Annotated in this window: 15 protein-coding genes; 8 read left to right on the forward strand and 7 right to left on the reverse strand. The window is 60.4% G+C overall.

Translation table 11 applies throughout. From position 1 onward, the window contains the following. Window positions 1-128 precede the first annotated feature (128 nt). Together rlmD and cysM are read right to left on the reverse strand one after the other, a co-directional pair. Window positions 129-1,481, reverse strand: a complete 1,353-nt coding sequence (gene rlmD / locus Q0V31_RS18370) for a 23S rRNA (uracil(1939)-C(5))-methyltransferase RlmD (protein ID WP_298190226.1) — start codon at window positions 1,479-1,481, stop codon at window positions 129-131. Then, entirely contained in the window at window positions 1,481-2,377 is an 897-nt protein-coding gene (cysM, locus tag Q0V31_RS18375) for a cysteine synthase CysM (RefSeq protein ID WP_298190228.1), read from the reverse strand. Before cysM ends, rlmD begins: the two co-directional genes overlap by 1 nt. Before the next feature lie 151 nt (window positions 2,378-2,528). Here cysM and Q0V31_RS18380 point away from each other — a divergent pair, with 151 nt between their 5' ends. The 4 genes from Q0V31_RS18380 to Q0V31_RS18395 are packed head-to-tail and all read left to right on the forward strand — an operon-like array spanning window position 2,529 to window position 7,173. Next, entirely contained in the window at window positions 2,529-5,279 is a 2,751-nt protein-coding gene (locus Q0V31_RS18380) for an ATP-binding protein (protein ID WP_298190230.1), read from the forward strand. Window positions 5,280-5,314: 35 nt separating this feature from the next. Beyond that, window positions 5,315-6,307 (forward strand): 2-hydroxyacid dehydrogenase, encoded by a 993-nt coding sequence (locus tag Q0V31_RS18385; protein WP_298190232.1) that lies wholly within the window; start codon window positions 5,315-5,317, stop codon window positions 6,305-6,307. A 27-nt stretch (window positions 6,308-6,334) separates the two neighbouring features. Then, window positions 6,335-6,775, forward strand: a complete 441-nt coding sequence (locus Q0V31_RS18390) for a hypothetical protein (protein ID WP_298190234.1) — start codon at window positions 6,335-6,337, stop codon at window positions 6,773-6,775. Continuing rightward, the gene (locus Q0V31_RS18395; RefSeq protein WP_298190236.1) at window positions 6,772-7,173 is read left to right on the forward strand and encodes an META domain-containing protein; all 402 of its coding nucleotides are present in this window, start codon (window positions 6,772-6,774) and stop codon (window positions 7,171-7,173) included. Before Q0V31_RS18390 ends, Q0V31_RS18395 begins: the two co-directional genes overlap by 4 nt. Window positions 7,174-7,254: 81 nt before the next feature. Here the strand turns inward: Q0V31_RS18395 and Q0V31_RS18400 are convergent, their stop codons facing one another. The 4 genes from Q0V31_RS18400 to Q0V31_RS18415 all read right to left on the reverse strand — a co-directional run bounded on the left by Q0V31_RS18400 (window position 7,255) and on the right by Q0V31_RS18415 (window position 11,449). Then, window positions 7,255-8,016 carry an amino acid ABC transporter ATP-binding protein gene (locus tag Q0V31_RS18400; RefSeq protein WP_298190238.1) on the reverse strand — a complete coding sequence of 254 codons (762 nt, stop codon included), beginning with the start codon at window positions 8,014-8,016 and terminating at the stop codon, window positions 7,255-7,257. A gap of 11 nt (window positions 8,017-8,027) precedes the next feature. Next, window positions 8,028-9,125: an amino acid ABC transporter permease gene (locus tag Q0V31_RS18405; RefSeq protein WP_298190240.1), complete on the reverse strand. Its 1,098-nt coding sequence runs from the start codon at window positions 9,123-9,125 to the stop codon at window positions 8,028-8,030. A gap of 9 nt (window positions 9,126-9,134) precedes the next feature. Beyond that, window positions 9,135-10,319: an amino acid ABC transporter permease gene (locus Q0V31_RS18410; RefSeq protein ID WP_298190241.1), complete on the reverse strand. Its 1,185-nt coding sequence runs from the start codon at window positions 10,317-10,319 to the stop codon at window positions 9,135-9,137. Window positions 10,320-10,420: 101 nt separating this feature from the next. Then, window positions 10,421-11,449, reverse strand: a complete 1,029-nt coding sequence (locus tag Q0V31_RS18415) for an amino acid ABC transporter substrate-binding protein (protein ID WP_298190243.1) — start codon at window positions 11,447-11,449, stop codon at window positions 10,421-10,423. Window positions 11,450-11,921: 472 nt separating this feature from the next. On the opposite strand from Q0V31_RS18415, the gene Q0V31_RS18420 reads away from it, so the two are divergent. From Q0V31_RS18420 to rhlB, 4 genes are all read left to right on the forward strand, one after another. Beyond that, window positions 11,922-12,581: an alpha/beta hydrolase gene (locus Q0V31_RS18420; protein WP_298190245.1), complete on the forward strand. Its 660-nt coding sequence runs from the start codon at window positions 11,922-11,924 to the stop codon at window positions 12,579-12,581. Between the two features lie 22 nt (window positions 12,582-12,603). After that, window positions 12,604-14,505: an acyl-CoA synthetase gene (locus tag Q0V31_RS18425; protein ID WP_298190247.1), complete on the forward strand. Its 1,902-nt coding sequence runs from the start codon at window positions 12,604-12,606 to the stop codon at window positions 14,503-14,505. A gap of 195 nt (window positions 14,506-14,700) precedes the next feature. Further along, window positions 14,701-15,639, forward strand: a complete 939-nt coding sequence (locus tag Q0V31_RS18430) for a GGDEF domain-containing protein (protein ID WP_298190249.1) — start codon at window positions 14,701-14,703, stop codon at window positions 15,637-15,639. Window positions 15,640-15,865: 226 nt separating this feature from the next. After that, complete coding sequence (rhlB, locus tag Q0V31_RS18435) at window positions 15,866-17,308, forward strand: ATP-dependent RNA helicase RhlB (protein WP_298190251.1); 1,443 nt, start codon at window positions 15,866-15,868, stop codon at window positions 17,306-17,308. Between the two features lie 258 nt (window positions 17,309-17,566). Here rhlB and dinB read toward each other — a convergent pair whose 3' ends face one another. Continuing rightward, window positions 17,567-18,640, reverse strand: coding sequence for a DNA polymerase IV (gene dinB / locus Q0V31_RS18440; protein ID WP_298190253.1), 1,074 nt, complete (start codon window positions 18,638-18,640; stop codon window positions 17,567-17,569).

The raw sequence follows: 18,640 nt of genomic DNA on the forward strand, positions 1-18,640 counted from the left end.
AAAGCCTGCCGAATAGTCCCGGCTACGCTGAGCCGGGCGGTTTAACCGCGTGAAAACGCAATTCCTGTGCGCCTTGTTACAACTAACTGGGGTCTCGCCCCGGCAAAACCAAGCCGCCTAGCGTAAGCCTACGGCTTAACAAACAGCGCCATCGCTTCAACGTGCGCGGTTTGCGGAAACATATCGAGAATACCGGCCCGCTCAAGCTGGTAGCCCTGCGCCAGCAATTCGGCGCTGTCGCGGGCCAGGGTCGTCGGGTTACACGACACATACAGCACCCGTTTGACGCCCAACGTCGCCAGCTGCTTGACCGCCTGCAACGCGCCATCGCGCGGCGGGTCCAGCAGCACAGCGGCAAAACCGCCCTGTGCCCAGCCCGCCTCAGCCAGCGGGTTGGACAGATCGGCCTGGAAAAAGTGCGCGTTGCGCAGACCATTCGTCTCGGCATTCAACGCGGCGCGTTCGACCATTGCCTGCACGCCCTCCACCGCTATCAACTCACGCACCCGCTGAGCCAGCGGCAAGGCAAAGTTACCCAAGCCACAAAACAGATCCAGCACCCGCTCATCGGCCTGCGGCGCGAGCCAATCCAGGGCCTGGGCGATCATGGCGTCGTTGACCGACTGGTTGACCTGGACAAAGTCTCCTGGGCGATAGGCCAGGCTAAGGTTGTAGGCCTCCAGACGATAACTCAGCTCATGCGCAGGATTGAACGGCTGCGGCTCGGCACTGCCGTGCAACCATAACTGCGCATCCTGTTGCGAGCAGAACGCCTGCAAGCGTGCCAGATCCGCCTCGCTCAATGCGGCGGTATGGCGGATCAGCACAGCATTGCAGCTGCCGCTGAATAACTCGACATGACCAATGGCCTGGGGTTTATCCAATTCTCGTAAGACCTGCGGCAAACCACGCAGAATCGGTTGTAAGGGCTGTACCAGTACCGGGCACGCATCGATAGCGATAATGTCTTGGCTCGCCACGGCACGGAAACCCACATCCAGACGCTTGGCCTTGTGGTCCCAGCGCACGGCAATCCGCGCGCGGCGGCGATAAGCCAGCTCCGGACCAACCAACGGCGCGGCCCACTCACGCGGCTCAAGATTGGCCAAACGACTCAGTTGCTCGGCAAGCATGCGCTGTTTTAGGGCAAGCTGGTCGGTCTGCGGCATATGCTGCAGGCTGCAACCGCCACACACCTTGGCGTGACGGCAGGCCTCATCGCGACGCTCGGCGCTGGCAGTCAGGATGCGCTCGGCCCGCGCCTCGACCACCTTGCCATGGGCACCCAGCACCCGCGCCTCGATCTGCTCACCGGCCAACGCGCCGCTGACAAACCAGGTCCGCCCTTCGACAAAACCGATACCGCGGCCATCGTTGGCCAGGCGCTCGATAAGCAGCTTCTGCTTCTTGCCCACCGGCACCTGTGGCGCACGGGAACCGCCGCTGGGTTGAAAACGTAGACCGCCGTCTTTCTTCGCCATCAGTTGCTCGGCGCGTCGTAAATGCCACTGGACAGGTAGCGGTCGCCACGGTCGCAGATGATGGCCACCATCACGGCATTCTCGACCTCTTGGGACAGCCGCAGCATGGCCGCCACCGAGCCGCCGGAAGACACCCCGCAGAAGATGCCTTCTTCGCGCGCCAGACGGCGCATCACCTCTTCGGCTTCCTGCTGGCCCATATCGATAATCCGGTCAACCCGCTCAGCCTGATAGATCGACGGCAAGTACTCCTGCGGCCAACGGCGGATACCGGGAATCGACGCCCCCTCCATCGGCTGCAGGCCGATGATCTGCACCTCGGGCTTTTGCTCCTTCAAGAAGCGCGACACGCCCATGATGGTGCCCGTGGTGCCCATCGAGCTGATGAAGTGCGTGATCTCGCCACCCGTCTGCTGCCAGATTTCCGGACCGGTGCTGGTGTAGTGAGCAATCGGGTTGTCGCCATTGGCGAACTGATCGAGGACCTTGCCCTTGCCATCGGCCTGCATCTGCAAGGCCAGGTCGCGGGCCTCCTCCATACCGCCCACCAGAATCAACTGCGCGCCGTATGCGGTCATCGCCGCTTTGCGTTCTGCGGTGGAGTTGTCCGGCATGATCAATACCATGCGGTAACCCTTGATCGCGGCGGCCATGGCCAAGGCAATCCCGGTGTTGCCGCTGGTGGCCTCGATCAATACATCACCGGGGGTGATATCACCACGCGATTCGGCGCGGCTAATCATCGACAGCGCCGGACGGTCTTTAACCGAACCCGCCGGATTATTACCTTCAAGCTTCAACAGCAAGGTATTGCTGGTGTTACCCGGCAAACGCTGCAGGCGAACCAGTGGGGTGTTGCCGACGCAATCGGCGATCGTTGGGTAATGCAGGCTCATGGCGGACGAGAGGATCCAGAAGCGAAGAAGACCCTCATGATACCGGCAAACCACCGTCGGCCATATAACCGTCCCGCTTTGCGCGACAGCATTTGCCATGAGAGTCGGCGCAACCGCTAAACTGCCGCCACGTCAGTACAGGAGTCAGCGCGTGATAACGAATTTAGGCATCAAAGGGCGAGTGCTCATGCTCACCCTATTGCCCACCAGCCTGTTGGCACTGGTGCTCGGTGGTTATTTCACCTGGATGCAGTTGTCCGGCTTACAGGAGCAACTGCTGCAACGCGGGCAGATGATCATCGAGCAACTCGCCCCCCTGGCCGCGCCAGCGCTGCGAACGAGCGATGCAGAGTTGTTGCAGCGCATTGCCAACCAGGCACTCGAGCAGCCGGACGTGCGTGCCGTGAGCTTCCTCAGCGCCGAGCGCAGCGTCCTGGCCCACGCGGGGCCCAGCATGCTCAACGACTCACCGGCGACTGGCCAGTTGCTGCTCGCGCAAAACAGCAACCAGAACGCGACGCGCTTTCTCCTGCCGGTGTATCCGCAGCACCTGAGCCTCACCGGCAAGACCGCTAGCCTGCCAGATACGCAGTTGCTCGGCTGGGTCGAGCTGGAACTCTCGCATCACAGCACCCTGATCATCGGCTACCGCAGCCTACTCGCCAGCCTGCTGTTGATTGCCGCCGGGCTGATGGTCACCGCCCTGCTCGCCGTACGCATGAGCCACACCATCAACGACCCATTACGCCGGATCAAACACGGCGTGGCCCAGCTTAAGGACGGCCGCCTGGAAACCCGCCTGCCGCCACTCGGCAGCCATGAGCTGGACGAGCTGGCCTCCGGCATCAACCGCATGGCCGAATCCCTGCACAACGCCCAGGAAGAACTGCAACACAGCGTCGACCAAGCCACCGAGGATGTGCGGCAAAACCTGGAAACCATTGAAATCCAGAACATCGAGTTGGACTTGGCGCGCAAAGAGGCCCTGGAAGCCAGCCGGATCAAGTCTGAATTCCTCGCCAACATGAGCCATGAAATCCGCACGCCGCTCAACGGCATCCTCGGTTTCACCAACCTGCTGCAAAAAAGCGAGCTGACCCCGCGCCAGCAGGACTACCTGGGCACCATTGAACAATCCGCCGACAGCCTGTTGGCGATCATCAATGAGATCCTCGATTTCTCGAAGATCGAAGCCGGCAAACTGGTGCTGGAGAATATCCCGTTCAACCTGCGTGACCTGCTGCAGGACACCCTGACCATCCTCGCCCCGGCCGCCCACGCCAAACAGCTGGAGCTGCTCAGCCTGGTTTATCGCGACACGCCACTGTCGCTGATCGGTGACCCGCTGCGACTCAAGCAAGTGCTGACCAACTTGGTGAGCAATGCGATCAAGTTCACCCGCGCCGGCACCGTCGTCATCCGCGCCATGCTCGAAGACGAAAGCGCCGACCGCGCCCAGCTGCGCATCAGCGTGCAGGACACCGGCATCGGCCTCTCCGATGAAGACTTGCGCGAGCTGTTCCAGGCCTTCAGCCAGGCCGACAACTCACTAAGCCGCCAGGCCGGTGGCACCGGTTTGGGCCTGGTGATTTCCAAGCGTCTGATCGAGCAAATGGGCGGCGAGATCGGCGTCGACAGTACCCCCGAAGAGGGCTCGGAATTCTGGATCACCCTGAGCCTGCCCAAGGCTCGTGATGATGCCGAAGACCTGCCACGCCCGCCGCTGCTTGGCCGCCGTGTGGCGGCTTTGGAAAGCCACGACCTGGCCCGCCAGGCTCTGCAACATCAACTGGAAGACTGCGGCCTGCAGGTCAGTGGTTTTGACAACCTCGACAGCCTGCTCAGCGCGGTCGCCGAAGCACAACATAGCGCGCTGCCGATTGAACTGGCGGTGCTCGGTGTCAGCTCCCAGACCCTACCGCCCGAGCGCCTCGATCAGCGCATCTGGGAGCTTGAACGCCTGGCCTGTAAAACCTTGCTGCTGTGCCCCACCACCGAGCAATCGCTGTACCAGAGCCTGCTTCCGGATGCGTACAGCCAGCTGCAAGCCAAGCCGGCCTGCACACGCAAGCTGCAACGTGGCCTGGCCGAGTTGCTCAGCCCGCGGCACAACCGCGCCGAGAACACCCACAGCGCGCCCAGCCGTCCACCGCTGATTCTCTGCGTCGACGACAATCCCGCCAACCTGCTGTTGGTGCAAACCCTGCTGGGCGATATGGGCGCACACGTCAGCATCGCCAACAACGGCTATGAAGCCGTTAAAAAAGCCGCCGAGCAGACCTTCGACCTGATTTTTATGGACGTGCAGATGCCCGGCATGGACGGCCGCCAGGCCACCGAAGCGATTCGCCAAGCGGAAAACCAGCGCAACCAAAGCCCGGTGCCGATTATCGCGCTGACCGCCCACGCCCTGGCCAACGAAAAGCGCGCGCTGCTGCAAAGCGGCCTGGATGACTACCTAAGCAAGCCAATCAGCGAGCGCCAACTGGCACAGGTGGTGCTCAAGTGGACCGGTCTGGCCCTGCGCAACCAGAGCAGCGAACACACCGGGATCAGCGCAACGCATAACAACCTCAGCATCCTGGATAGCGATGAAGGCCTGCGCCTGGCCGCCGGTAAAGCCGACCTGGCCGCCGACATGCTGAGCATGCTGCTGGCCGGCCTGCCCGGCGACCGCCAGGCCATTCGCCAAGCCCGCGACAGCGGCGAACGCACCAGCCTGATCGAACGCGTGCACCGCCTGCACGGGGCCACTCGCTACTGTGGCGTGCCCCAGCTGCGCGCCGCCTGCCAGCGCAGCGAAACCTTACTGAAACAGAACGACCCCGCCGCTCAGCAAGCCCTGGATGAACTGGACGCGGCCATCGAGCGGCTGGCTCAGCACGCCCAGGTCAGCGCCTGAACCAGGCAGAGCTAAACCGCGAGCCGAGGAATCTTATGCGCATTATTCTGTTCAGCAGTAAGCCCTACGACCAGCAAAGCTTTAATGCGGCCGGCTTCCCGGATGACTGGCAACTGAACGTTCAGCCAGTCCACCTGCGCCCGGATACTGCCGGCCTGGCCGCAGGCTATGAGGTGGTGTGCGCCTTTATCAATGACGACCTTAGCGCTGCGGTATTGCAGCAACTCGCAGCAGGCGGCACGCGGCTGATTGCCCTGCGCTCTGCCGGCTACAACCATGTCGACCTGCACGCTGCGCAAGCCCTCGGCCTGACCGTGGTGCGAGTGCCCGCCTACTCACCCCACGCCGTCGCCGAACATGCCCTGGCGCTGATCATGACCCTCAACCGGCGCACCCACCGCGCCTTCAACCGCACCCGCGAAGGCGATTTTTCCCTGCACGGGCTGATTGGCTTTGACCTGCATGGCAAGCACGTCGGCATCATTGGTGCCGGACAGATCGGCCTGACCTTTGCGCGGATCATGGCCGGCTGCGGCTGCCAGCTAATGATCCACGACCCACAGCCGATTGCCGACCTACCGGCCGGCGCGCGCCAGGTTGAGCTGGAACAGCTGCTCGAAGGCAGTGACATCATCAGCCTGCACTGCCCGCTAAACGCCGCCACTCACCACTTGATCAACGCCGCACGTTTGCAGCAGATGCCGCGCGGCGTCATGTTGATCAATACCGGACGCGGTGCCTTGATTGATACTCCAGCGCTGATCGACGCACTGAAAAGCGGCCAGCTGGGCTATCTGGGCCTGGATGTCTACGAAGAAGAGGCCGAGTTGTTTTTCGAGGACTGCTCCGAGCAACCGCTGCAGGATGATGTGCTGGCGCGCCTGTTGAGCTTTCCCAATGTATTGATTACCGCGCACCAAGCTTTTCTCACCCACGAAGCGTTGGCGGCAATTGCCGCCACCACCCGCGAGAATATCGCCGCCTGGCGGGCCGGCAAGCCAATCAATCAGCTACTTCCTGGCGCGTGATAGCATTTGCGCACATTTGGAGGATCCATGGCTGAACACGACTTTCGCTACAACCTGCTCAACCCCGAGCACACCCTGATTGAATGCCGCGCGCTGGCGCCAGGCCGCTATCAAGTTACCGGCAACGGTGGTTCGATCCAGAGCGGCGACAGCCTGCTGGTCACTCTCAAAGGCAGCCGTGAACTGTCCATGCGCCTGCAGGCCGACAAGGTTCGCCACCTGATCAACCCGCGTGGCCAGTGGGTGGCCGTCGCCACCGGCCCGGTGTTCGGCGAGCTGGCCATTTTCAATTGGCAGGTCAATTGCGACAGCTGCACTAAGCAATTAGATTTCGAGTTCGCGGTCGACGCCGCCCTCGGCAAAAAAGCCCAGGCTCCTGCCGCCGAAGCGCGGATCAAGGAGCTCGGCTGGCAGTCGAAAAACGCCAAGCACCTGTGCCCTAAATGCTCCAACAAGGAGGCTGTATGAAACGCGCATTGACTATCAGCCTGCTCGCTGCAGGCCTCGCCGGCTGCGCCACATCCGCGCCGCAACTGGAAACCGAGCACACCTACCAGGTGGAATGGATTGGTGAACGCCCGCTGATCGACCGCAGCCACCTGACCATCACCTTCGGTGATGACGGCCGCGCCTACGGTAACGCAGGCTGCAACCACTGGTTTGCCGGCTATACGTTGACCGGTGACACGCTGAGCTTCAGCGCCGCCGGTAGCACACGAAAAATGTGCGCGCCGGCCCTGATGGAACAAGAAGCGCGCTTTCTCGAGAGCCTGAGCAAGGTGCAGCGCTGGGACTTCTCCCCTACTGAGCAGCTGCGTTTATGGCCAGCAGCAGGCAAGCCGCTGCGCCTGTGGCCCGAAGGTTAAGTGCACAAATGCACAGTGCTGCAAATGCACGCACCACAAGAAAGGGAGCCCGAAGGCTCCCTTTCTTGTTGCCGCTGAACCTCAGTGAATGATCTGACTGAGGAACAGTTGGGTCCGCTCGTTCTGCGGGTTGGTGAAGAAGGCTTCTGGCTCGTTTTCCTCAACGATCTCGCCTTTGTCGAGGAAAATCACCCGGTTCGCCACGGTGCGGGCAAAACCCATCTCGTGGGTTACGCAAAGCATGGTCATGCCGTCTTCAGCCAGGCCAACCATGGTGTCCAGTACTTCCTTGACCATCTCCGGATCAAGGGCCGAGGTCGGCTCGTCGAACAGCATGATCTTCGGCTTCATGCACAGCGCACGGGCAATCGCCACGCGCTGCTGCTGGCCACCGGAGAGCTGACCCGGGTACTTGTGGGCCTGCTCTGGAATGCGAACACGCTCCAGGTAATGCATGGCCACTTCCTCGGCTTCACGCTTGGGCATCTTGCGCACCCACATGGGCGCCAGGGTGCAGTTCTGCAGCACGGTGAGGTGCGGAAACAGATTGAAGTGCTGGAACACCATGCCTACTTCACGGCGCACGGCCTCGATGTGCTTGAGGTCGTGGGTCAGCTCGGTGCCATCGATGACGATGCGCCCCTGCTGGTGCTCTTCCAAACGGTTAAGGCAGCGAATCGCGGTGGACTTGCCGGAACCGGACGGGCCGCAAAGCACGATGCGTTCGCCTTGCTGCACGCTCAGGTTGATGTCCTTGAGCACGTGGAACTGGCCGTACCACTTGTGCACGCCTTCCATAAGGATCGTCGGCTCGGCGTTGGCTTGTTTAATTGCTTCAGGCATTGAAAGGTCTCCTAACGCTTATGGCCGGTGTCCAGCTTGCGCTCCAGGTGCATGGAGTAGCGGGACATACCAAAACAGAAAATCCAGAAAATCAGCGCAGCGAACACATAGCCCTCAGTGGCCATGCCCAGCCAAGCCGGATCAGTGGTGGCTTGCTTGATGCTGTTGAGCAGGTCGAACAGGCCGATGATGATCACCAGGCTGGTGTCCTTGAACAGACCAATAAAGGTGTTAACGATGCCGGGGATCACCAGCTTCAGGGCTTGCGGCAGAATCACCAGGCCCATCGTCCGCCAATAGCCCAGGCCCATGGCCGCAGCGGCCTCGTACTGGCCTTTGGGAATCGCCTGCAAGCCACCCCGCACAACTTCGGCGATGTAGGCCGACTGGAACAGAATCACCCCGATCAACGCCCGCATCAGTTTGTCGAAGCTCATGCCTTCCGGGAGGAATAACGGCAGCATCACCGAGGACATAAACAGCACGGTGATCAAGGGTACGCCGCGCCAGAACTCGATAAAGGTCACGCAGATAACCCGAATCGCCGGCATATCCGAACGTCGCCCCAGCGCCAGAGCAATACCCAGTGGCATGGCGCCAGAAATGCCGACGGCAGCAATCACCAGGGTCAACATCAAGCCACCCCAACGGCTGGTCGAGACAGTCGACAGACCGAAGAAGCCACCGTGCAGCAGCCAATAAGCCACCAGCGGATAGACCACCAGGAACACCAAGCCGTATAACGCTTTACGTGGCATTTGCGGGACGAACAACGGCGCAGCGCCAATGACCGCCAACCACATGGTCAGGTCAACACGCCAGCGCAGGCTTTCAGGGTAGAAGCCGTACATAAACTGACCGAAACGCTGCTGCACAAACACCCAGCATGCCCCGCCGCTGGTGCAGTCTTCGCGGGTAGTGCCGGTCCAGTCGGCATCAATCAAGGCCCACTGGATCAATGGCGGTACAGTCAGCCAGACCAAATAAGCCGCGAACAGCGTCAACAGCGTATTGAACCAGCTGGAAAACAGGTTGGCACGCAGCCAACCGACCGCACCGACGCTCAACGCGGGTGGCGGCTGATCAGGTTTGAAGGTATGAGTTTGCATGGCTGCTCCTTACCGCTCGATCAGCGCAATGCGCTTGTTGTACCAGTTCATCAGCATGGAAATACTGATACTGATCGCCAGGTAAACGCTCATGGTGATGGCAATCACCTCGATGGCTTGCCCGGTCTGGTTGAGTACCGTGCCGGCGAACAACGAAACCATGTCCGGATAGCCGATACCGGCAGCCAGCGAGGAGTTCTTGGCCAGGTTTAGGTATTGGCTGGTCAACGGCGGAATAATCACCCGCAACGCCTGCGGAATAATCACCAGACGCAAGGTCTTGCCCGCAGGCAGACCCAATGAGCGTGCGGCCTCAGTCTGACCATGACTAACCGCCTGGATACCAGAGCGCACGTTCTCGGCGATAAAAGCGGCGGTGTAGATGGTCAACGCCAGAGTCAGGGCCATCAACTCAGGAATCAGCACCCAGCCTCCCGTGAAGTTGAAGCCAGTAAGCGCTGGCATACTCCATTGCAGCGGATCCCCCCCGAGCAGGATCGCCAGCCCTGGCAGCCCGAGCAACAGCGGGATTGCGCCCAGAGACACCGGGAAGTACCGGCCGGTGGCCTCAAACCGTGCCTTCGACCAACGCGACAGCAGCAGCACAGCAATGATCGCCACTATCACCGCGCCGGCAAACAGACCGAAGTTGTCCCCCGGGCTTGGCGCTGGCATATACAGGCCACGGCTGTTGAGGAAAAACGTCTCGGCCACCCCCATACTTTGCCGCGGTCCAGGAAGGGAAAGCATCACCGCGAAGTACCAGAAGAAAATTTGCAGCAGCGGCGGGATGTTACGGAAGATCTCGATGTACACGGTTGCCAGCTTGCTGAGCAACCAGTTGGGCGACAAGCGCGCCACCCCCAGCAGGAAACCCAATAGCGTCGCCAGGACAATACCAATCACCGACACCAGCAAGGTGTTGAGCAGGCCCACCACGAAAACACGCCCATAGGAGTTGCTTTCGTCGTAGTCGATCAGGTGCTGGGCGATGCCGAAGCCGGCGCTGTTATTGAGAAAGGAAAACCCAGAGGTGATCCCGCGCTTCTCCAGGTTGGTCTGGGTGTTGTCAAACAGGAACCAGCCGAGCGCCACAACGGCGATAACGGCAAGAATTTGAAATAGCCAGGCACGTGCCTTGGGGTCGGTCCAGACCGATCCACCGGGTCGCGGGGCATTTACAGTAGTTTGCATAGGAGCCCTCTTGGAACCCGCATGCCCGCGTCGGCGGGCATGCAGTTCACATCAATCAGAACAATGCCAGCCACTCAGGGCGAGTGGCTGGCAGCAGACGGTCAGCGCACTGGCGGTGCGTACTGCAGACCACCCTTGTTCCATAGGGCGTTGAGGCCACGTTCGATCTTCAGCTGACTGCCGACACCAACGTTGCGCTCAAAGCTTTCGCCGTAGTTACCGACTTGCTTAACGATCTTCACGGCCCAGTCTTTCGGCAGTTTCAGATCTTTACCGAACTCACCTTCAGCACCGAGCAGACGCGCTACGTCGGGGTTTTTGGTGGATTTGGCTTGTTCTTCGACGTTCGCTGAAGTGATGCCCAGCTCTTCGGCGTTGACCATCGCGTACAGCGACCAGCGCACGATGTCGAACCACTCTTCGTCACCCTGACGTACAACCGGGCCCAGTGGCTCTTTCGAGATCACTTCCGGCAGCACGACATAGGCCTCAGGATCGGCCAGCTTGATGCGCTGTGCATACAGCTGCGACTGGTCGGAGGTCAGTACGTCGCAACGGCCTGCCTCAACCGACTTGGCGCTCTCGTCTGAGGTGTCGTAGGTGATTGGGGTGTACTTCAGGTTGTTCGCGCGGAAGTAGTCGGAGAGGTTCAGCTCGGTAGTGGTACCTGCCTGGATGCAGACAGTCGCACCGTCGAGTTCCTTAGCGCTGGAAACGCCGAGCTTCTTGTTAACCAGGAAGCCTTGGCCGTCGTAGTAGTTAACGCCAGCAAAGTTCAAGCCCAGGCCGGAATCGCGCGAACTGGTCCAGGTGGTATTACGCGAAAGGACATCGACTTCGCCAGACTGCAACGCGGTGAAGCGCTCTTTGGCGGTCAGCGGGCTGTACTTGACCTTGGTTGCATCGCCGAACACTGCAGCAGCAACGGCGCGACATACGTCGACGTCGAGGCCCAAGTAGTTGCCTTTCTCGTCAGCGTAGGAGAAGCCAGGCAGACCATCGCTGATGCCGCACTGAACAAAACCTTTCTTCTGGACTGCTTCCAGAGTAGCGCCAGCTTGAGCAAAACTGCTGACGCCGAGAACCGCGGCGGTGGTCAGTACTGCCAATGTGGATTTCACCATCTTCATTAAAACCTCCAGTTGCTTTTGTTGTGTTTGGAGTCTCGGTTCTACCACCGTACCCTTATGGGGCTCGTTGACTGTGTCGGCAGCAACACACTCAACCGGGGATCAAACCTTAGTTCGAGTCTAGTTGCCGATTGCTCCAGCGGCCATAAACTCTTACCCGCTCATTATTTGAATGAGCTAGAGACAGATAGCAAGTGACTTGTCGTACAGCCTGCAGCGCCTAGCGAATCCGTGAAGCGCCGGTAAAGACGGTTCGGTCTCCGCGCCCAGTTGAGTGGCAGTGTTACCACTTCCAGGCAGCCTCAGTCTCCAAGGTATATTGCAAGGGCCGTACCAGTCGCGCGCCCCAGCGGCCACACGAACAGGTCAAGGGCAAAACTTTCAGCCTGGCGACATCTTCTTTCCATAATAGCCACACTCTCTATTTCACCTCGCACCAAATCAGTGCGAACGCACCGCAGCGGAGCTTTATATGAGCGAACCTTTGATTCTTCACCCCACACTTACGGCCGACGCGTGCGTCATTTGGTTGCACGGCCTGGGTGCCGACCGTTACGACTTCATGCCCGTCGCCGAGGCTTTACAGCAGCGCTTGCACAGCACCCGCTTCGTCCTGCCGCAGGCACCAACCCAGGCGGTGACTATTAATGGCGGCTACGCCATGCCCAGCTGGTACGACATTCTGGCGATGAGCCCGGCCCGCGCGATCAACCGCGATCAACTGGAAGCTTCAGCGCAGCAGGTTATCGAGTTAATCGAAGCGCAACGCGACTGCGGCATTGACCCGGCGCGCATCATCCTCGCGGGCTTCTCGCAAGGCGGTGCCGTGGTGCTGCACACCGCCTTTCTGCGCTGGCAGTTCAGTCTGGGCGGGGTAATGGCGCTGTCGACCTACGCCCCGACCTTTGGCGACGACATCTCCCTCGCAGATACAAAAAAACAACTGCCCGTGCTGTGTTTGCATGGCACATTCGACGACATCGTACTGCCGGCCATGGGCCGCGCAGCCCATGATTACCTGAGCGCCTCCGGCGTCAACGTGCAATGGCGTGATTACCCGATGGGCCACGAAGTGGTAAATGAGGAAATTCGCGATATTGCCGATTGGCTGGAGCAACGCTTAAACAGTTGACTGCCTGCGAGCGAGAACGCCTATGCCTGCCATCCCCGCCATCAAGACCCTGCGCGACATCCAGCAGATCGAGCAAACGCCGTTGGCCGAGCGCAATCTGCCGACCAGCACCTATGAGCTGATCCGCCGCAGCGCAGTGCGTCAACCTGATGCGCCGGCCCTGTCGTTTATCCTCCAGGGTGCGGCAGACGAGGCGACTTACCGCCTCACCTACGGGCAGTTGCTGGGCAAGATCAACCAAACCGCTAACGCTTTTCATCGCCTGGGCCTGCGCCCAGGCAAGGCGGTGTCGTTTCTGCTGCCGAACCTGCCGCACACCCACTTCACCATCTGGGGCGGTGAAGCGGCCGGGATCGTCAACGCGATCAACCCCATGCTCGACCCTGAACATATCGCCGAACTGATCCTGGCCTCGGACTCGGAGCTGCTGGTCACCCTCGCGCCCTTCCCAGGCACCGACTTATGGGCCAAAGTCGACGGTCTGCGCGAGCAACTGCCCAACCTCAAGGCCATTATCTGCGTGGACATGGCCAACCTGCTGCCTGAACCGCAGCGCAGTGCGCTCAAGGCGCAGCGTGGTTCGCTGCCGGCTGGCGTATTGGATTTCGACGAGTTGATCGCCGACTGCCCGGACGATCACCTGGAAAGCGGCCGGGTCATCACCCCCGAGGAGATTGCCAGTTACTTCCACACCGGCGGCACCACCGGCACGCCGAAACTGGCCCCACACAGCCACGCCAACGAAGTGGCCATGGCCTACAGCATGAACCTGGTCACCGGTTTTGCGCCCGGCGATGTCACCCTCTGTGGCCTACCGCTGTTTCACGTCAATGGCGTGATCGTCACCGGCCTCACTGCGTTTATCGGCGGGGCCGAAGTGCTGCTAGCCACACCGCAGGGTTATCGCAATCCAAACCTGGTCGGTAATTTCTGGAAGATCATCGAACGCCATAAAGTCAGCTTCTTCAGTGGCGTGCCGACCATCTACGCCGGCCTGCTGCAAGTCCCGAGCGACGGCCACGACCTCAGCTCGCTGAAATTCGCCCTGTGCGGCGCAGCGCCAATGCCAGTGGAGCTAATACGCCAGTTCGAGAGCAAAACCGGCTTGACCCTGATCGAAGGGTACGGCCTTACCGAAGGCACCTGCGGCAGTTGCGCCAACCCAACGGCAGGCGAACGCCGTCCTGGCTCAATCGGCCTGCCGATGCCGTATTGTGAAGTGGCAATCAAGGTGCTCGACGAGCAAGGCAACTACCTAAGAAATGCCGCCCCCAATGAAATCGGCAACCTGTGCATCCGTGGCGCCACGGTATTTAAGGGCTACCTGCAGAGCAGCAAAAATGCCGGCATCTGGGTTGACGGTGACTGGTTCAATACCGGCGATCTGGGCCGCGTGGATGTCGATGGTTACATCTGGCTAACGGGGCGCAGCAAGGACCTGATTATCCGCGGCGGCCACAATATCGACCCGCAGATGATCGAGGAGGCGCTGCACAAACACCCCGCCGTTGCGATGGCAGCGGCGGTTGGCAAGCCCGATGAGAAAGCCGGCGAGCTACCAGTGGTGTATGTCCAGCTCAAACCCGGTGCTCAGGCCAGCGAAGCCGAATTGCTGGCGCATGCTGCCGAGCACATTCCGGAACGCGCCGCTATCCCCAAGGACGCCTGGATCATCGAGACAATTCCGCTGACCGCCGTGGGCAAGACCTTTAAACCGGCGCTGCGTTACGACGCCATTGCTCGCGTGCTCCAGGCGGCACTCACGGCGCTGGATCAACGCCTGCGCGTAGAAGTCCTCAGTGACGATAAACGCGGCCAGGTTGCGCACATCTATTTGCCTGCTGGCCAAAACGCCCTGGCAGACGCTGTGTCTCAGCGCTTGGGCGGCTTTGCCGTCGCCATAGAGCTGCATCCAGCCGAGTAAGCAATAGCCCGGCGCTGGGATCGCGCCGAAATTGTGACCAACCATTCAACTTTGATACCGCTGGTCGCCCGAGGGTAAGACAAGGATTGTCAGCCCACAGGCAGCGGCATAAGGTCGAACGCGGTAATCGTCCAAACAACAGGGAGCGTTAACGATGCCCCGTCCATCTGTCATGCCGTTACGCCCATCTCCCCGATGAAAAGCGCCCCTTGGCAGGCCGACCTGCAACAGCTTCGTCATCTGCGACTGTTCAATAATGTTGCCGCCAGCAGCATTGATCATCTGCTCAAAGATTTTCTGGCGTGCGACCTGGATGCTGGTGAAGTACTGCTCTCGCCCACCAATCGCAATCAATACCTCTATCTGCTGCTCAAGGGCCAACTCAAAGTCCACCTCGGCTCACTCGACAGCCAGGCCGTCAGCACCTTGAACGTCGGCGACTGCGCCGGTGAAATCAGCTTTATCGACAATGCCCCGCCTTCTGCCTTTGTGGTGGCGAGTGAGCCCTGCTGCGTGCTGCGCTTGCACCGCGAATCACTGTTCAATTTGTTCCGCCAATCACCCGAGCTGATGCAGAACCTACTGGAGTTGCTCTGCGAACGCGTGCGCCTGGGCAATCGAATCATTCTCGACAGCGAGCAGACCGCCAATATCGATGCCCTGACTGGGGCTTATAACCGCCGCTGGCTAGAACATATCTTCGAGCGCGAAAGCACCCGCAGCGCCTTCAACGGCAACCCACTGTGCATGCTGATGCTCGATGTCGACCACTTCAAAAGCTACAACGACCAGCACGGCCACCTCGCCGGCGACTATGCGCTGTGCCTGCTGGCCAACACCCTGCGCAACCAGCTGCGCCCCAAGGACAGCCTGATCCGCTACGGCGGTGAAGAGTTCATCATTTTGCTGCCGGAAATCAGCGCCGATGAGGCCCGCAGCATTGGCGATCGCCTGCGCACGGCCCTTAATCGGATCAGCTCGTTCCACTCGCCAATTGGCGAACTGCCTGGGGTGACCGTGTCCATCGGCCTCGCGCAGATGCTGCCAAAAGACCACCTGCCCGGCCTGATAGCGCGCGCCGACAACGCACTGTATCAAGCTAAACAACAGGGCCGCGACTGCCTCTGCGGCTAAAACATATCGCTCTTTCATACCGGTTTAACGCGAGTTTCAGCCATGCAAGCCCCCTCCCAACTCACAGGCGCCAAGGCACAGTTCCTGCATTTGAGCGGCCTGCCGGCACACTGAAATAACCGACAAATCCCCGCCGCCAGGCGCGATCTGGCGCGGCACTTCGCCGCGCCGGCTTCTTGCATTACACTGGCGGCTGTTCACTCCTTAGCCAATTGATGAGATGACCGTGCTCAAAGCACTTAAGAAAATATTCGGCAAAGCCGAGGGCGAGCAATCCAGCCCAACCACAACAACGCCTGCAACGCCCAGCGCACCGCGCGTCCAGCCTGACGCCAACGCTGAGAAAACCAGCCGCCGCGCCACGCAAAGCTCCCCTAAAACGGCTGAGAAATCGTTACCGGCCAAGGAAAAACCGGCGAAACCGCGCCGCGAACGTCCCGTAAAGCCCGTCGACACCTGGAAACTGGAAGACTTCGCTGTAGCGCCGGCCGAGGGCAAAACCCGTTTTCACGATTTCAAGCTCTCCCCCGAGCTGATGCACGCCATCCACGACCTCGGTTTCCCCTACTGCACGCCGATCCAGGCGCAGGTACTGGGCTACACCCTCAGCGGTCGCGACGCCATCGGCCGCGCCCAGACCGGCACCGGCAAAACCGCCGCCTTTCTGATCTCGATCATCACTCAGTTGCTGCAAACCCCACCGCCGAAAGAGCGCTATATGGGCGAACCGCGTGCGCTGATCATCGCGCCAACCCGTGAGCTGGTGGTGCAGATTGCCAAAGACGCTGCTGACCTGACCAAGTACACCGGCCTCAACGTGATGAGCTTTGTCGGCGGGATGGACTTCGACAAACAGCTGAAGCTGCTCGAATCTCGTTTCTGCGACATTCTGGTGGCCACACCAGGTCGCCTGCTCGACTTCAACCAGCGCGGTGAAGTGCACCTGGATATGGTCGAAGTGATGGTGCTCGATGAAGCCGACCGCATGCTCGACATGGGCTTTATCCCCCAGGTACGCCAGATCATCCGCCAGACCCCGATGAAGGACGAACGCCAGACGCTGCTGTTCTCCGCCACCTTCACCGAAGACGTGATGAACCTGGCCAAGCAATGGACCACCAACCCGGCAATCGTCGAGATCGAGCCGGAAAACGTCGCCAGCGACACGGTCGAACAGCACGTCTATGCAGTAGCCGGCAGCGACAAGTACAAGCTGCTGTACAACCTGATCACCCAGAATGACTGGATTCGCGTGATGGTTTTCGCCAACCGCAAGGATGAAGTACGGCGCATCGAAGAACGCCTGACCCGCGACGGCATCAGCGCCGTACAAATGTCTGGCGACGTGCCGCAGCACAAGCGCATCCGCGCCCTGGAAGGCTTCCGTGAAGGCAAGATCCGCGTCATGGTCGCCACCGACGTGGCCGGCCGTGGCATCCATGTGGATGCCATCAGCCACGTGATCAACTTCACCCTGCCAGAAACTCCGGACGACTACGTGCACCGTATCGGTCGTACCGGCCGTGCCGGCACCAGCGGCACTTCAATCAGCTTTGCCGGCGAAGACGACGCTTACGCCCTGCCAGGCATCGAAGCGCTGCTGGGCCGCAAGATCGCCTGTGAAATGCCGCCCGACGAGCTGCTCAAGCCGGTGCCACGCAAAAACTGATCCGCGCGTAACGAAAAAGGCGAAGCCCTGCGGCTTCGCCTTTTTTATGGCTGCCTGTTTGAAGTCGCTGTTATCGGCGGCCTGCGCACTTAAGCGACTGAGCTAGCACTGACTGGCTATTGTGCAGCGCACACAGCCCGCAGGAGACGCTTTAACGGCGATAAAATCCTCCAGTCGCGGCATGCCCCTGATGCTGCGTGTTGGGCTTCGCTCAGCGCTAACCGATCCGAGGCGGCAACCTCTAACAGACACCTGTCGTCAGGGCGCAAATAACTCCAGCTGTTCGTGCTTGCCGCGCAGGTCATGCAAACGCACGCCTACGCCCAGCAGGCGCACCGCCTTGTTGCCACGGGCAAAAGCCGCACTCAGCAGCCGCTTGTAGCTGTCCAGGTCACGCCGCGCTCCAGCCTGTTCCAGAGTGGTCTGACTGAAATCGTGGAACTTGATTTTGACGAAGGGCTTGTCCGGCCGATAAGTCGGATCGAGCCGCGCCATGCGCGTTTCCAGCTGCTCCAGCAACGCGGGCAGCTGCTCCAGGCAAGCGGCCAGATCGGGCAGGTCCTTGTCGAAGGTATTTTCCACGCTGACCGACTGCCGCCGGCTGTCATTGCGTACCAGGCGCTCATCAATGCCATGGGCGAGCCCCGACAGGCGCTCGCCGAAACTGCCAAATTCCTTGACCAGCGCCAGCTTGTTCCACGCTCGCAGGTCGCTGCAGGTGCGAATGCCCAAACGTCCGAGCTTGTCGGCCGTGACCTTGCCCACGCCGTGCAGCTTATTTACCGGTAAAGTGGCAACAAAGTCCCCCACCTGGTCTGGAGTGATGACAAACAGGCCGTTGGGCTTCTTCCAGTCACTGGCAATCTTGGCGAGGAACTTATTCGGCGCCACGCCTGCAGAAACAGTGATGTGCAACTCCTGCGACACCCGCCGACGAATGTCCTGGGCGATGCGTGTGGCGCTGCCGGCGAAATGCGGGCTGTCACTTACATCCAAGTAGGCCTCATCCAGCGACAACGGCTCAATCAGCTCGGTGTAATCACGGAAAATCGCTTGAATCTCCCGTGATACCGCCCTGTAAACCTCCATGCGCGGTTTGACGATCAGCAGATCCGGACACAACTTCAGCGCCTGACCGGAGGCCATCGCAGAACGCACACCGTAACTGCGCGCCTCATAGTTGCAGGTCGCAATCACCCCACGCCGATCCGCCAAGCCGCCGACCGCCAAGGGCTTGCTCGCCAGGCTCGGGTCATCACGCATCTCGATGGCGGCATAGAAGCAATCGCAGTCAACGTGGATGATCTTGCGGCTGCTTATCGTCAAACTCAT

It is taken from the genome of uncultured Pseudomonas sp. (genome assembly GCF_943846705.1).
In the GTDB taxonomy this organism is placed as follows: Bacteria; Pseudomonadota; Gammaproteobacteria; order Pseudomonadales; family Pseudomonadaceae; genus Aquipseudomonas.

Excerpts from the sequence above, each read along its gene's own strand:
- rlmD (WP_298190226.1), bottom strand. The coding sequence starts at position 1,481 with ATGGCGAAGAAAGACGGCGGTCTACGTTTTCAACCCAGCGGCGGTTCC.
- cysM (WP_298190228.1), bottom strand. The coding sequence starts at position 2,377 with ATGAGCCTGCATTACCCAACGATCGCCGATTGCGTCGGCAACACCCCA.
- Q0V31_RS18385 (WP_298190232.1), top strand. The coding sequence starts at position 5,315 with ATGCGCATTATTCTGTTCAGCAGTAAGCCCTACGACCAGCAAAGCTTT.
- Q0V31_RS18390 (WP_298190234.1), top strand. The coding sequence starts at position 6,335 with ATGGCTGAACACGACTTTCGCTACAACCTGCTCAACCCCGAGCACACC.
- Q0V31_RS18395 (WP_298190236.1), top strand. The coding sequence starts at position 6,772 with ATGAAACGCGCATTGACTATCAGCCTGCTCGCTGCAGGCCTCGCCGGC.
- Q0V31_RS18400 (WP_298190238.1), bottom strand. The coding sequence starts at position 8,016 with ATGCCTGAAGCAATTAAACAAGCCAACGCCGAGCCGACGATCCTTATG.
- Q0V31_RS18405 (WP_298190240.1), bottom strand. The coding sequence starts at position 9,125 with ATGCAAACTCATACCTTCAAACCTGATCAGCCGCCACCCGCGTTGAGC.
- Q0V31_RS18410 (WP_298190241.1), bottom strand. The coding sequence starts at position 10,319 with ATGCAAACTACTGTAAATGCCCCGCGACCCGGTGGATCGGTCTGGACC.
- Q0V31_RS18415 (WP_298190243.1), bottom strand. The coding sequence starts at position 11,449 with ATGAAGATGGTGAAATCCACATTGGCAGTACTGACCACCGCCGCGGTT.
- Q0V31_RS18420 (WP_298190245.1), top strand. The coding sequence starts at position 11,922 with ATGAGCGAACCTTTGATTCTTCACCCCACACTTACGGCCGACGCGTGC.
- Q0V31_RS18425 (WP_298190247.1), top strand. The coding sequence starts at position 12,604 with ATGCCTGCCATCCCCGCCATCAAGACCCTGCGCGACATCCAGCAGATC.
- Q0V31_RS18430 (WP_298190249.1), top strand. The coding sequence starts at position 14,701 with ATGAAAAGCGCCCCTTGGCAGGCCGACCTGCAACAGCTTCGTCATCTG.
- dinB (WP_298190253.1), bottom strand. The coding sequence starts at position 18,640 with ATGAGTTTGACGATAAGCAGCCGCAAGATCATCCACGTTGACTGCGAT.